This window comes from Pseudomonas sp. MDV22-iso1, assembly GCF_058145095.1.
On record NZ_JBYVMF010000029.1, the window covers coordinates 1 to 14,152 of the forward strand.

Genomic DNA, 14,152 nt, shown 5'->3' on the forward strand with positions numbered 1-14,152 from the left:
GATCGACTGCGCCAAGGAACAAGGCCTGAACCTGCCGATGATCACCGGTAAATAACGCATTACCTGTAGGAGCGAGCTTGCTCGCGATGGAGTGTCAGTCGACACAGCGTTGATTGACACTCCATCGGGAGCAAGCTCGGCTCCTACAGAAAAGCAAACCTGAAAAAACAGAATCACCCGCCGCTTTTCCGAGGAGTCTGCAACATGACCAGCAGCCCGTTTACCCAACAGTTACAGGGCGTTCGCGTCCTGGACCTGAGCCGCGTGTTGGCCGGTCCGCATTGCACGGCAATGCTCGCGGACCTGGGTGCCGATGTCATCAAATTCGAAGTGCCGGGGCACGGTGACGACAGCCGTCACCTGGGCCCCTTCAAGGACGGCGAAAGTGTTTATTTCGGCCTGATCAATCGCGGCAAACGCAGTGTCGAAATGGACTTCAAGTCCACCGATGACCTGGCCCGGCTCTATGAACTGGTCCGTGATGCCGACGTTGTCGTGGAAAACTTTCGCCCCGGCGTGACCCAGCGCCTGGGCATCGACTTCGACACGCTCAAGCACTACAACCCCAAGCTGATCTACGCGAGCATTTCCGGCTTCGGCCAACACGGCCCACTGTCGGCCAACCCCGCCTACGACATCGTTGCCCAGGCGATGTCCGGGCTGATGAGCGTCACCGGTTTTGCCGAGACGGGACCGACACGCTGCGGCGAAGCCATCGGCGATCTATGCGCTGGCGTGTATGCGGCCTGGGCGATCAGCTCGGCGCTGTTTGCGCGCGAACGCCATGCACCGGGCGCGCAATACATCGACGTCGCCATGTTCGATGTGCTGTTCAGCCTGCAGATGACCGGCCTGTCCAACCTGTTCGCCAACGATGTCGCCCCCGGCCTGGTCGGCAACCGCCATCCGGTGTCGACGCCCTTCGACACCTACCGCGCAGCCGATGGCCAGGTGGTCATTGCCGTGGCCAGCAACAAATTGTTCCTGCGCCTTTGCCAGTGCCTGGGCAAACCCGAACTGGCGAGTGACCCGCGCTATGCCGACGACCCGCAAAGAACGCAGAACGAGCCTGCGCTGCGAGCTGAAATCGAAGCATGGACGCGCCAACTGAGCGTCGAACAGGTCTGCGACATCCTGCTGGATGCCGGCGTGCCCTCCTCTCCCGTGTGGAACCTCGCCCAGGCCGCCGACAGCGAACAGGCACAAGTCCGTCAACTGCTGGTTCGACCAGAAGGCGCAACGCAGCCGCTGGTGCCACAACCGGTTTTCTTCAATGGCCACAAACCCCATGCCCTCACCCTCGCCCCACGCCTGGGCGCAGACAACGCGGCATTCGGACTGCAAAAACAGGAGCTTTCCCATGAACTTTGAATTGGATCAGGTCGAACTGGCCGTCGTTGAAACCGTCGAAAAACTGGCCCGGGAGGTGATCCAGCCCCGTGCCCAGCATTACGACGAAACCGAAACCTTTTGCGCCGAAAGCCTGCAGGCACTGGCCGAGTTGGGCGGCCTGAGTATCAACCTGCCTGAGGCCTACGGCGGATTGGGCATCGGCAGCCTGGCCATGAGCCGCGTGGTGGAAGCCGTGGCCGGCGCGTGCGCCTCGACCGCCTCGGCACTCACCGCGCATTTTCTGGCCACCGATTCGATTCTGATCGGCGGCACCGAAGCGCAGAAACAGGAATGGCTACCCCGTGCCGCCAGCGGTGAATTGCTCGGCGCCTTTGCCCTGACCGAACCCGCCGCCGGCTCCAACCCCGCCGACATGCGTTGCCGTGCGCAACGCGAAGACGGCGGCTGGAGAATACGCGGCAGCAAGCATTACATCACCAACGCCCGCGAGGCCGGTTTCATCGTGTTGTACGCCAAGACCGACGCAGACGCTGGGCACAAGGGCATCAGCGCCTTCATGATTCCCCAGGGCACCACCGGCATCAGCTTCTCCAGCCCGGAGAAAACCATGGGGCTGCGCGGCAGTACGATCTATGAACTGGCCCTGGACTGCTGGTTGCCTGAGTCGGCCTTGCTCGGCAGCGAAGGCGCCGGTTTCAACACCGCGATGGCCGTGCTCGATCGCGGCCGGGTCGAAGTCGCCGCCATGTCCTTGGGTATCGCCAACGCCGCACTGCAAGCCAGTTTGAACTGGGTTCGCGAACGGCAGATAGGGCCCAAGCCGCTGGCCGCCTATCAGGGCACGCAATGGCGCCTGGCGGACATGTACGCGCAGCTGGAAGCCGCCCGCATGCTCACCTGGAAAGCCGCCGCGCGCCGCGACAGCGGTGAACGCTTCAGCCTGGATTCGGCGACCGCCAAACTGGTGGCCGCCGAGTGTGCCGGCTTCGTCACGGACGCCGCGCTCCAGCTGCATGGCGGCTATGGCTACATCCGCGATCTGCCGCTGGAGCGCTATGTGCGCGATGCGCGGATTCTGCGGATTTTCGAAGGGACCTCGGAAGTACAAAAAATCATCATTTCGCGAAGTCTGCTCGACGCCCAGCGCTAACCGAGCGAAAAACCGGGGCCTGTCCTACAGGCCCCCTCCTTAACGCCTCAATCACGAGAAGGCTGTCGTATCCGACGACGCCCGAGAGGAACCGCCATGTCCGCCTCCAAAGAAAGTGCGCAGCGCAAGACGTATATAGAACGGCGATCCATTGATTACATACCCGAATCCGAGCGTCATGGTCGACTGCTCAGTCAGTTCACACTGTGGTTCGGTGCCAACCTGCAGGTCACTGCTGTCGTCACCGGGGCGCTGGCCGTGGTGTTGGGCGGCGACGTGTTCTGGTCGCTGATCGGCCTGTTGATCGGGCAACTGCTGGGCGGCGCGATCATGGCGCTGCACGCCGCGCAGGGCCCTCAATTGGGCCTGCCACAGATGATCTCCAGTCGGGTGCAGTTCGGGGTCTATGGCGCGGTCATTCCCATCGTCCTCGCGTGCCTGATGTACGTGGGGTTTTCGGCCAGCGGTTCGGTGCTCGCGGGCCAGGCGATCAGCCAGCTGGCCGACGTCAGTGATGCCACCGGCATTCTGATTTTCGCGGCAATGATCGTTGTGCTGACCGTGCTCGGCTACCGGACCATCCATTTGATCGGACGGCTGTCGAGCCTGATTGGCGTGGTGTCTTTTCTCTATCTGTTCTACCGGTTGCTGTCGGTCCATGACATCGGCGAACTGCTGGGTAATCGGCATTTTTCGCTGAGCAGCTTTCTGCTGGCGATTTCGCTGTCGGCCTCCTGGCAGATCGCATTCGGCCCCTACGTGGCGGACTATTCGCGCTACCTGCCGAGGAAGACTTCAGCCCTGAAAACCTTTCTGGCCGTGGGACTGGGGTCCGTCATCGGCACACAAATCTCGATGGTTTTTGGCGTGTTCGTCGCGGCCCTGGCGGGTGATCAGTTTGCCGGGCATGAGGTCTCGTACATTGTCGGAATGGGAGCAAGTGGGGTGGTGGCTTCGCTGCTGTTCTGCAGCATTGTGCTCGGCAAGGTCACCATCACCACCCTCAACGCCTATGGCAGCTTCATGTCCCTTGCGACGATTGTCAGTGGTTTTCGCGGGAACCAGGAAATCTCCACCACCCTGCGAATGGTCTACATCCTGTTCATGGTCGGACTCGCGACCGCGCTGGCACTGCTGGGCAGGCATACGTTCCTGCATGATTTCTCCGCCTTCATCCTTTTCCTGCTGGCCTTTTTCACCCCGTGGAGCGCGATCAACCTGGTCGACTTCTACCTGGTAACCAAAGAACGCTACGACATCCCCGCGCTGTCCGACCCGAATGGCCGTTATGGGCGCTGGAACATGCCCGGTATTGCGGTCTACACCCTCGGGGTGCTGATTCAGATGCCGTTCATTGCAACCAGTTTCTACACCGGCCCCTTGGTCGAAACCCTCGGCGGCACCGATATTTCATGGGTCATCGGCCTGACTGTCCCCGCCCTGGTGTACTACTGGGTGGCACGCGGTTCGCGGCAACGGATTCCCGCTCGACTGATCCTTCCGCAGGAAACCCTCTGATCCTTTTCACCACAGGGCGGCTCCGCGCCGACCCTGTTCCTGCCACGCCTTGATCGCCTTTTACTTGACGGGTTCACCATGCTTGCAGTCAACGCCTCAGCCCATTCGCAACCCACGGCTCGTGACCGGCTCAATGAGGCCGCGATCGAGCTGTTCGCCACACGCGGTTTTCAGGCCATCGGCTTGCGCGATCTGGCTGGCCACATGGGGATGCAGGCCGGCTCTCTGTATCACCACATCGACAATAAGCAGGGCTTGTTGTTCGAGCTCATCGAGTCGGCCTTATCGGACTTGCTCGTCCTGACGAAGCGCCGCATGAAAGGCGCCAGGACGCCGTGCGAACGCCTGCGTCGTTTTGTTCAGGCGTTTGTCGCGTTCAACCTGAAGGAAAAGCACCGCCTGGTCCTGGTCACCCGTGAGTTCGTGAACCTCAACGACGAGCACAAACAGCAGGCTGACGCATTGAAACAGGCGTACCGCAGGCTGTTGAGCGACATCATCGCCGATGAATATGCGGTGACGGACACCCGCGACGGTGAGGTCTGCCTGATCACCCATGCAGTGATCGGCCTGCTGTACGGCCATTTGCAGTGGTACGAGGGGCAGGCGACCGAACGGCAACTGATGGAAGTCCTCGAAAACTGCGCCCTGTGCATCATTGCCAGCGGCAAGCAGACGACTCGCTAAGGGGTGCACTGAGAATCAACAATCAGTGCACTTTGCGCCAAGCCATTCACCCGTTCGAACGCGTAGTTTTGTGCCGTGGGTTAGACGTTCGTCCTGACCTTCACCTGATAACAACAAGATTTCTGGTGACCCATGAGCACAGTAGATCCGATCACCCTGGCCGTCGTGCGAGGCGCGCTCGAAACCGCGCAGCGCGAAATGACCATCACCCTTGAAAAAACCGGTCGTTCGAGCGTTTTCAATCTCGCTCACGACTATTCGAATGCGCTCTTCGACCACTTTCCGGAAATGATCCTGCAAGGTCAGGACATCCCTATTCATCTCGGATCACTGATTCCGGCGATGAAATGCGTCGCCGGTTTCTTCGGTGATGACGTCCAGGAAGGCGATGTGATTTATCACAATGACCCCGCCTACATGGGCAGCCATATCCTCGACTGCTGCATGTACAAACCGGTGTTCTACCAGGGTGAACTGGTGTTCTGGGCCGTCTGTAAAGGCCATCTGACGGACATCGGCGGCCCTGTGCCGGCGGGCTACAACCCCGACGCCAAGGAAATTTACGCGGAAGGTCTGCGCATTCCGCCTGTGAAGCTGTGGTCCCAGGGCAAGCGCCGTGAGGACGTGATCAATCTGCTGCTGACCAACATGCGCGCCCGCGCCTACCAGGAAGGCGACCTCAACGCTCAGTACGGCGCCTGCAACGTCGGTGAACGGCACTTGCTCGAGCTGCTTGATCGCTATGGCGTGGAACAGGTGCGCGCGTGCATCGCCGAGTTGAAAGACATGGCCGACCGTCACATGCGCGCCTTGTTGCGTGATGTCCCGGATGGCGTCTACACCGGCACTGCAGTGCTTGAAGACTCGGGCCACGGCCTGGGTGAATTATCGATCACGGCCCAGGTGGAAATCCGCGGTGACGAGGCGCACATCCTGATCGAAAGTCCGCCGCAGGTGCCCTACTTCATCAACTCGTACGCGGGCAATTCGGTGTCCGGGGTGTACCTGGGGTTGATGATGTTTGCCCAGGTGCCGCCGCCCTACAACGAAGGCCTGTACCGTTGCGTGTCGGTCGATCTCGGCCCGCCGGGCACGTTGTGCAATGCCCAGGAACCCGCGCCGCACGTCAACAGCACCACCACACCGATGGAAACCCTGGCCGATGCCGTGCGTCAGGCGCTGGAACAGGCGGCACCGGATCGCGTCACGGCCTCCTGGGGACACGCCAGCGGCATCAACATTGCCGGCCATGATCCGCGCAATGGCAACGACGAGTACGTGACCATGGTGCTCGCATCGATCATCTCCGGTGCCGGCGCGAACAAGGCCATGGACGGATGGCCGGCCTGCGGTCCGCTGTGTTGTTTCGGTGCGCTGATGTCTGGCGATATCGAGTTGCTGGAGTACGCCTATCCGATCCTCATTCACCGCTACAGCCTGATGACCGACAGCGGTGGCGCCGGTGAATTTCGCGGCGGTTCGGGGACTCGTCTCGAGATCGAACCCTTGAACCATCCGATGACCGTGGTGGGTTTTGGTGAGGGTCGGCAACTGCCGACGTCGGGGGCCGCGGGCGCGACCAATGTCATGCTCGAGCCCAAGCTGGGCCGGCTGATTCACCGCAAACACGACGGCGAAGAACAGCACTTTATCTACAACGCGCAACTCACGGCGCAACCGGGGGAACGGGTCATCAACGTCAACCCGGGGGGCGGGGGCTATGGCAACCCATTGCTGCGCCCGATTGCCAGTGTGCTGGACGACGTGCGCAACGGCCTGGTGTCCCTTGAAGGCGCCCGCCTGGAGTACGGCGTGGTGATCGACAGCAATGGCCAGGTCGACGACGTGGCGACGCGCGCCTGCCGTACCACGCACTGATCGACCCCGCCCCTTTGAGCCATTTGGAACCTTCATCATGACCAAGCAACAATATCGTCTGGGCATCGACGCCGGCGGCACCTTCACCGATTTCATCCTGGCGGATCGCAGCGGCAACGTGCAGCTATTCAAGGCGCCCTCGACACCTCAGGACGGCACGATCGCGATCCGTAACGGCCTGGCGCAAATCGCCGACGCCATCGGGCGCACGCCTGCCGAAATCATTGGCGACTGCGACCTGTGCATCAACGGCACCACCGTGGCCCTCAACGCGCTGATCGAAAAAACCGGTGTAAAGGTGGGCCTGCTGTGTACCGATGGGCACGAAGACAGCCTGGAAATCCGCCTGGGCCACAAGGAAGACGGGCATCGCTACGACGCCAGTTACCCACCCGCCTACATGCTGGTGCCGCGACACCTGCGACGGCCCATTCGCGGCCGGATCATCAGCGACGGCAGTGAATACTCGCCGCTCGATGAACGGGCTATTCGCGACGCGATCGAATATTTCCGCGAGCAGGACGTCAAGGCCGTGGCCATTTCGTTCGTGTGGTCGGTGCGCAACCCGAGTCACGAACAACGCGCCGCCGAGATGGTACGAGCGGCGCTGCCGGGTGTGTTCGTCTGTACCGGCAACGAAGTGTTCCCGCAAATCCGCGAGTACACCCGCACCTCGACCACTGTGGTCAACGCTTACCTGAGCCCGGTCATGGGCCGCTACATCGAACGGATCGACGCCTTGTTCGAAGAGCTCGGCGCGCAGCAACCGACCCGCTACTTTCAATCCAACGGAGGACTGGCTCCTGGCGTAGTGATGCGCGAACGGGCGGTCAATGCCATCAATTCCGGCCCGGCTTCCGCACCGCAAGCCGGGTTGTGTGTCGCGCAGCCGTTCGGCATCGACAACGTGATCACCGTGGACATGGGTGGCACCTCGTTCGACATCACCCTCAGCAAGTCGGGACGCACCAACTTCAGCAAGGACACTGACTTCCTGCGCTATCGCATCGGCGTGCCGATGATTCAGGTCGAAACCCTCGGTGCCGGCGGCGGCTCGATTGCCTTCATCGATGACTTCGGCATGCTCCAGGTCGGTCCGCGCAGTGCCGGTGCCAACCCCGGGCCGGTGTGCTACGGCAAGGGGGGCACCGAGCCCACCGTCACCGACGCCAACCTCGCCCTCGGCTACCTGGCCGACGGCGCGCTGCTGGGCGGGAGCATCCGGCTTGATCGCAAGGCGGCCATCGAGGCGATCCAGCGCAAAATCGCCGAGCCTTTGGGTATCAGCGTAGAGCGCGCAGCCATTGGCATCATCACCCTGGTGAACCTGAACATGGTCAGCGGTATCCGGCGGGTGTCTGTCGAACGCGGCTACGACCCTCGGGATTTCGCCCTGATCGGCGCGGGTGGCGCCGCGGGCATGCATGTCATGCGTCTGGCCGAGGAGATCGGCAGCCAGGTGGTGCTGATCCCGAAAGTGGCGTCGGGACTGTGCGCCTACGGGCAGATTCTGTCGGACATTCGTTACGACCAGTTGACCACCCTGCCGATGCGCCTTGACGACGAACTGGTCGACCTGCCCCTGCTCAATCAGACGTTGCATGACCTGCGCGAACGCGGCATGGGCAACTTGCGAGAAGACGGTTTCGGCGCTGAAAACAATGTCGAGTGCCTCTACAACCTTGAGATTCGCTACCTCGGCCAGATTCACGAATGCAGCGTCGAACTGACCTGCGCCCCACTGGATCAGGCCGGCCTGCTCACTCTGCGCGAGGCATTCCATACGCGGCACAAAGCGCTGTTTTCCTACAGTGAGCCCGACAGCCCGGTGGAACTGGTCAACCTCGAGTGTTCGGTGATTGCTCGCCTGCAACGCCCGCCCATGCCTGAACTGCCGCCACCTGACGAGGACGTTGTACCCCGCGCTAGCGGTTATCGGTCGATGCTGTTCAGCGCTCAATCGGACTGGCAGCAGACTCCGGTGTACGACGGTGATCGGTTGCAATCCGGGCAGACGGTCAAGGGCCCTTGCGTGATCGAAGAATCGACGACCAACATCGTCGTGCCACCCGGCTGGCAGGCAATGCTGGCGCCGTCGGCCACGTACCGGCTGACGCCTGGTGATTGACCGTCCGTAAGCATTGGCAAATGATGGCAACCCCACGGTGCCGACGGTGGTTTACGTCGGCACCGTCCTCATAATAAAAATCATACGAGGGCAGCCATGGCGTACAAACTTTCCACACGTTCCTGGTCCGACAGTCAACGCCAGCCCCTATGGGCAGACGCCATCGCCTGCGCCTATTTTCCGCTGTCCCTGGAATTCGCCCCCAGTGCCTCCTTCAGTGGCAGCCTGCAAATCTGGGAAACCGGCAGCACCCCGCTGACCCTGTCCCGCCTGCGCTCCAGTCAGCTCGGCTATTCGCGCAGCAAAGCGCAGGTCAGTGAAGATAACGAAGCCTGCTACCTCGTGACCGTGCCCCGTCGCAGTGAAGTGCATTTCGAACAGGATGGCCGGGCACTGCATTGTCAGCCCGGAGGCTTCATCGTCGAACGTGGCGATGCCCCATACCGCTTTCACTACGCCAGCGACAACGATCTGTGGGTCTTCAAACTCCCGGAGCGCGCGCTGCACGGGCAACTGCGCGGTGCCGAGCGCTATACCCGCTTCTGCTTCGATGCCAGGCGCGGGCTCGGTCGAATCTTCGTCGATCAGTTGGCCATGTGCGCCGCACGTTTCGATGAATGCAACGAAGCCGCCCGCCACATGCTGCTGGAGCAGGCACTTTCAACCTTATTGATGGCGCTGCGCGAAGATGAGCGCGTGCTCGGCAGCGAGAACTCGAACCTTGCCGCGCTGCATTTGCAACGCATCGAACACTACGTCGAGAAGCATTTGGGCAACCCCGACCTGGCGCCGCCATTGATCGCTGACGCGTGCGGCCTGTCGGTGCGCTACCTGCACAAACTCTTCAACAGCACGCCTTACAGCCTTGGGGAATGGATTCGCCTGAGACGTCTGGAGGCCGTCCATAGAGGCCTGCTCGACCCTAACTGTCATCTGTCGATCGGCGAATTAGCCATGCGCTGGGGATTCAGTGATCAAGCCCAATTCACCCGCAGCTTCCGCCAGCACTTCGGCTGCACCGCGACCGAAGTGCGCAACGGCGCGAAGGCATAGCGCGGCAAGCTTCCTGTGGCGAGGGAGTTTACTCCCGCTGGGGCGCGAAGCGGCCCCGCTCTTTTTCATCTGAATAGCAGAGGACTGCTGCGCAGCCCAGCGGGACGGTGCGACGATTCGATAAACTCCCTCGCCACAGGGTCGGTGTCGTGCTTGAGTGAATAGCAGGACCTGAAGGCTACCGCCGCGCCCGGCCTAAAAAAACAAAATTGCCATGTGTTTCCTTCGTCCTTCCCTACGTCGCAGTTCTTCACTGCCTGTTCCCATACGTCTGGAGTTCTCCCCATGCCCTCGCCAAAATCCCTGCCCGCTGCGCTGCTGGGCCTGGCCCTTGTCTGTCCGGCCATGGCTGGGGCTGAGGGCATGGAACTGGGCCAGGTGCTGATTGGCGCTGAGGATCGCAGCGGCGAAGACGCGTCGATCGAGGATGCCGAGGTCCGGCTTGAACAGGTGCCCGGCGGCACCAATGTGGTCGACATGCGCCGCAACCTGCAGGGCCGCGTGGCGAGCAATCAGGATGTGCTGGCTTATCAGCCGGGGATTTATGCGCAGTCTGCGGGCAATGAAGGGGTCAAGATTTCGATCCGTGGCTCAGGGATCAACCGTGCACCCGGCGCCCATGCCTCGGGGTTGTACGCCATGCTCGACGGTCTGCCGCTGACCGGCCCGGGCGGCACGCCCTATGAATTGCTGGAGCCCTTGTGGCTCGACCACGTGGAAGTGCTGCGCGGTGCCAACGGCTTCGACAGGGGCGCCCTCGCCCTGGGTGGGGCCATCGATTACATCAGCCACACCGGCTACAACGCGCCGAAACTGCAAGTACGCTACTCGATGGGCAGCCACGGTTACCTGCAGCGCCAGGTCAGTTCGGGTCAGGTGCTGGGTAACGCCGACTACTACGTGGCCCTGACCGACGCCCGCTCCGACGGTTATCAGGACCACACCGACAGCGAGAGCCAGGGCATCATCGCCAATGTCGGCTATCGCTTTAACCCGAACCTGGAAACACGCTTTTACCTGCGCTACCGCCAGACCGACAACGACCTCGCCGGACGGGTGACCAAGCACTCCATCGAGCACGACCCACGCGCGGCCAACCCCGCCTACGTCTCGCGGGACGACCGTCGCGAGCAGCCGGGCAGCACCTTTTTCGGCAACAAAACCACCTGGTACATCGATGACGATTCGAGCCTCCAGACGGGACTCGTCTACCACGACTATCCCATGGACCTGCGTGAAGGCCCCAACCGTTTGAAGGTGGCGTACACCGACGTCAGCGGCACGGTCGACTACAAGCGTCGCGACACGCTCTGGGGTCTGGAAAGCCAAAGCACGCTGGGCTTGCGCGTGACCAAACACCTGCCCAATGCCGGCGCCAGCGAGCTGGTGCGTATCCCCACCGGCAACACCGCCGGTTACGCGCCCGGCACGCACATGCGCAACTTCACCTACCAGGGTTCGGACAGCGTCTTGCACATCGGCAACGATCTGGAAATCGCCGACGACCTGTGGCTGACCACCGGCCTGGCCGCCATCTACACCCGCCGCGAAAGCGCCGTGACCTACCCGGAAGGTGGCGGCAAGACCAGTCTGAACGACTGGGACTACGCCCCCCGCCTCGGCTTGCGCTACCAGGTGACGCCTGACCTGCAACTGTTCGGCAACCTGAGCCGTTCGGTCGAAGCGCCGCACCCGTGGTCGCTGATCTACAGCTCGAATGTTCGATTCCCGGCAGGCAGCGGCGCCGCCACGGGTGCCCAGCGCGATCCGGTCAAGCTGCAAAACCAGACGGCGACCACGCTGGAAATCGGCGGCCGTGGCGACAGCACCATGGGGCAATGGAGCCTGGCCTGGTACTACGCGCAAGTGCACAACGAGTTGCTCTCGGTGCTGCCGGACGCCAACGCCACCACGCCCTACGAACTCAACGCCAGCCCCACCATCCACCAAGGCGTGGAAGCCAGCCTGCAAAGCAACCTGTGGTCGCCGCACGACGGTGGTCAACTGAGCCTGCGCCAGAGCTATACCTTCAGTGACTTCCATTACCAGGACGACGACCGCTTCGGCGACAATCGCCTGCCCGGCTTGCCGATGCACTACTACCAGGGCGAACTGCGCTACGACTGGCCCCTGGGTTTCTTCGCGGCCCTCAACACGCAGCTGGTTTCCAAAGTGGAGGTCGACTACGCCAACAGCTACGAAGCCGATCCCTACGCGCTGTTCGGCGCAACCCTGGGCTACAACGCGCCCAAGGGTGACTGGCAGACCTGGCTGGACATGCGCAACCTGACCAACAAGCACTACGCCGCCACCGTCACACCGGGCTACGACGACAAAGGTCTGGACGCCGCACGGTCTACGCCGGGTGAGGGTTTGGGGGTTTACGTCGGGGTGTCGTGGAGCTTGCTCTAAGCGCTGGGTGGACTTGCCTGTCTGTTCAACTGAGCATCTTTTGCAAGGCCGATGGCCGCGCTAATGGCGGCCCGAGCCTGGGGGCTGTTCTTCCAGCAAGTCGATCCCGTTGCGGCGGATGCCTGAGCCAGGATGTCTCCCACATTCGCTGTGCTGAGCTCAGCGAGGGAGTCGATGCCCATCTGCTCAAGACGAGCAATAACGGCGGGACCTACGCCCTTCAGGGCTAACAAGGCATTGTATTCCGTCAGTGGAAATGGCATCCGTAAACTCCTTTTATCGGCCAGTGAAGCGGCAGGAGTTTGCCCGACGGGTGAACGCATCTCAATAGACGCAGCTCAATGGATCAGCTCTCGGCGGAACTGATGGCCTCGCGCTCGGCTTCCTCAGCCAGCTTCGCCCGGTCCGCTTTGCTGATGTATTTATCCTTGCTGACCGGGGCCAGTTTGGCACTGGCTTTTTTGGCCTTCGCCTTGAATAACTGCTGTAATTTCTTCTGACGATTCATGGTGTCCACCCAGCGTGTAAGTTGCTGAATGATATCAGCTTCATTGCGGGGTTCACTTCCCTTCGGTTTCGCGAGTTGAGTTCAACCGGTTTGCACGCCGTAAACGTAGCCACACCACCCCGAGCAGCCCTAGCGGCACACCCAGGCCAAGCCACGACAACACGTCAAAGACGCCATCGCCGATCAGTGCCGACAGCAGGCCGAACAGGCTTACAACAGCGAGTACCACAGGCCAGCGAAAGATCATCCACAGTCCGCGTCTCATGCCCTGCCCTCCACGCTCGAACGGTTGGCGTTCAACTCAACCAGATGCTTGGGCATCGGCCGATTGCGTCGGCGGATCCAGAGGTACAAACCGCTGCCCAGGACGACGATGCTGATGACGTCGAGCAGCGTCCAGATAATCTTCAACGGCAAGCCACCGTAGTCTCCAAAGTGGAGCGGCTGAGAGATCAGCAACGTCTTCACGTACAACGGCATCTCCCGTATATCGGTCAGCTCGCCCGTCACCGCATCCACGAGTGCCGGTTTCAGCAGTCGTGCGGTGAGGGGCGTGGTTCCGCGCATGAACACCGCGTAGTGATGCTGGCTGCTGAACTGAGTACCGGGAAAGGCGACGAAACTCGGCTCCATGTCTGGCGCGGCCTGGCGGGCGGCTTCCAGCGCTTTGTGCAATGACCCGAGGCGCTCAAGCGGCGGCGCATCCTTGTAAGGTGCCGTCATGTCTGCCAACTGATCACTCTGCCACAGGCCAAAGATGGGCAGCGCGAGGGTATTGATCACCCCTGTCACGCCAACGACCAGCACCCAGGTCAGGGTGACCATGCCGAGCACGTTATGCAGGTCCAGCCATTTCAAGCGTGCGCTACGCCCTGTTCGCACGGTGGCGAAGTCCAGCTTGCGCATGAACGGGGTGTACACCACGACGCCGGACACCAGCGAAGCCACCAGCAGTAACCCCATGAAACCGAGGAACAGATAGCCCGGCAGCCCCATGAACAGATCAGTGTGCAGACGCAACATCAGGTTCATGAACCCATCGTCCGGCTCCGCCGGCGGGAACAGCTCGCCGGTGCGGGTATCGAACGGCTGAGAGTGACCTTCGATCGGCGGTGGCGTCAGGCTGGTTGCCGTGAACACCACACCGAGCGGGCTATCCGGGTCGAATCCGACGAAACGCACGACCTCACCCGGCCAGGTCGCCAATACACCGGCGACGACCTTGTCGTAATCGATTCGCGGCGAATCAGCGGTCAGCGCACGCAGCTCCGGGTGAGGTTCGAAGTAGTGTTCGATCTCTTCATGAAAAATCAGTGGCAACCCCGTCAGGCACAGCAACAACAGAAAGACGGTAGAGACCAGGCTGGTCCATTTGTGAACCAGGTACCAGATACGCAGTTTTCGGGCAGTCATGCTGGATTGATTCCGCGACGGGTGCTTGAAAGGTGCGAGGGCTCAGTCACAC

12 protein-coding genes are annotated in these 14,152 nt (G+C 61.6%); 8 read left to right on the plus strand and 4 right to left on the minus strand.

Annotated features, from left to right (window positions below; translation table 11 throughout):
• Positions 1-204: 204 nt before the first annotated feature.
• The 8 genes from AC3ZVB_RS24865 to AC3ZVB_RS24900 all read left to right on the plus strand — a co-directional run bounded on the left by AC3ZVB_RS24865 (position 205) and on the right by AC3ZVB_RS24900 (position 12,179).
• Positions 205-1,371: a CaiB/BaiF CoA transferase family protein gene (locus AC3ZVB_RS24865; protein WP_162440730.1), complete on the plus strand. Its 1,167-nt coding sequence runs from the start codon at positions 205-207 to the stop codon at positions 1,369-1,371.
• Positions 1,361-2,503, plus strand: coding sequence for an acyl-CoA dehydrogenase family protein (locus AC3ZVB_RS24870; protein WP_490147991.1), 1,143 nt, complete (start codon positions 1,361-1,363; stop codon positions 2,501-2,503). Before AC3ZVB_RS24865 ends, AC3ZVB_RS24870 begins: the two co-directional genes overlap by 11 nt.
• A 96-nt stretch (positions 2,504-2,599) precedes the next feature.
• A complete protein-coding gene (locus AC3ZVB_RS24875; protein WP_162440728.1) occupies positions 2,600-4,021 on the plus strand; it encodes a purine-cytosine permease family protein in 1,422 nt (473 codons plus the stop codon).
• A gap of 78 nt (positions 4,022-4,099) precedes the next feature.
• Entirely contained in the window at positions 4,100-4,708 is a 609-nt protein-coding gene (locus AC3ZVB_RS24880) for a TetR/AcrR family transcriptional regulator (protein ID WP_162440727.1), read from the plus strand.
• Positions 4,709-4,840: 132 nt separating this feature from the next.
• Positions 4,841-6,586 (plus strand): caprolactamase subunit beta, encoded by a 1,746-nt coding sequence (gene capB / locus AC3ZVB_RS24885; protein WP_162440726.1) that lies wholly within the window; start codon positions 4,841-4,843, stop codon positions 6,584-6,586.
• A gap of 37 nt (positions 6,587-6,623) precedes the next feature.
• Positions 6,624-8,714: a caprolactamase subunit alpha gene (gene capA, locus AC3ZVB_RS24890; protein WP_490147992.1), complete on the plus strand. Its 2,091-nt coding sequence runs from the start codon at positions 6,624-6,626 to the stop codon at positions 8,712-8,714.
• A gap of 96 nt (positions 8,715-8,810) precedes the next feature.
• Entirely contained in the window at positions 8,811-9,767 is a 957-nt protein-coding gene (locus AC3ZVB_RS24895; RefSeq protein ID WP_490147993.1) for an AraC-like ligand-binding domain-containing protein, read from the plus strand.
• A 285-nt stretch (positions 9,768-10,052) separates the two neighbouring features.
• The gene (locus AC3ZVB_RS24900; RefSeq protein ID WP_490147994.1) at positions 10,053-12,179 is read left to right on the plus strand and encodes a TonB-dependent receptor family protein; all 2,127 of its coding nucleotides are present in this window, start codon (positions 10,053-10,055) and stop codon (positions 12,177-12,179) included.
• On the opposite strand, the gene AC3ZVB_RS24905 is transcribed toward AC3ZVB_RS24900, so the two are convergent.
• The 4 genes from AC3ZVB_RS24905 to AC3ZVB_RS24920 form a co-directional block, all read right to left on the minus strand.
• Positions 12,176-12,442: a helix-hairpin-helix domain-containing protein gene (locus AC3ZVB_RS24905; RefSeq protein WP_194691883.1), complete on the minus strand. Its 267-nt coding sequence runs from the start codon at positions 12,440-12,442 to the stop codon at positions 12,176-12,178. The two genes, AC3ZVB_RS24900 and AC3ZVB_RS24905, sit on opposite strands and share 4 nt — an antisense overlap.
• Before the next feature lie 83 nt (positions 12,443-12,525).
• Positions 12,526-12,687, minus strand: a complete 162-nt coding sequence (locus AC3ZVB_RS24910) for a DUF2986 domain-containing protein (RefSeq protein ID WP_162440721.1) — start codon at positions 12,685-12,687, stop codon at positions 12,526-12,528.
• Between the two features lie 52 nt (positions 12,688-12,739).
• Positions 12,740-12,952 (minus strand): hypothetical protein, encoded by a 213-nt coding sequence (locus AC3ZVB_RS24915; RefSeq protein WP_162440720.1) that lies wholly within the window; start codon positions 12,950-12,952, stop codon positions 12,740-12,742.
• Positions 12,949-14,100, minus strand: coding sequence for a PepSY-associated TM helix domain-containing protein (locus tag AC3ZVB_RS24920; RefSeq protein ID WP_490147995.1), 1,152 nt, complete (start codon positions 14,098-14,100; stop codon positions 12,949-12,951). Before AC3ZVB_RS24920 ends, AC3ZVB_RS24915 begins: the two co-directional genes overlap by 4 nt.
• Positions 14,101-14,152 lie beyond the last annotated feature (52 nt).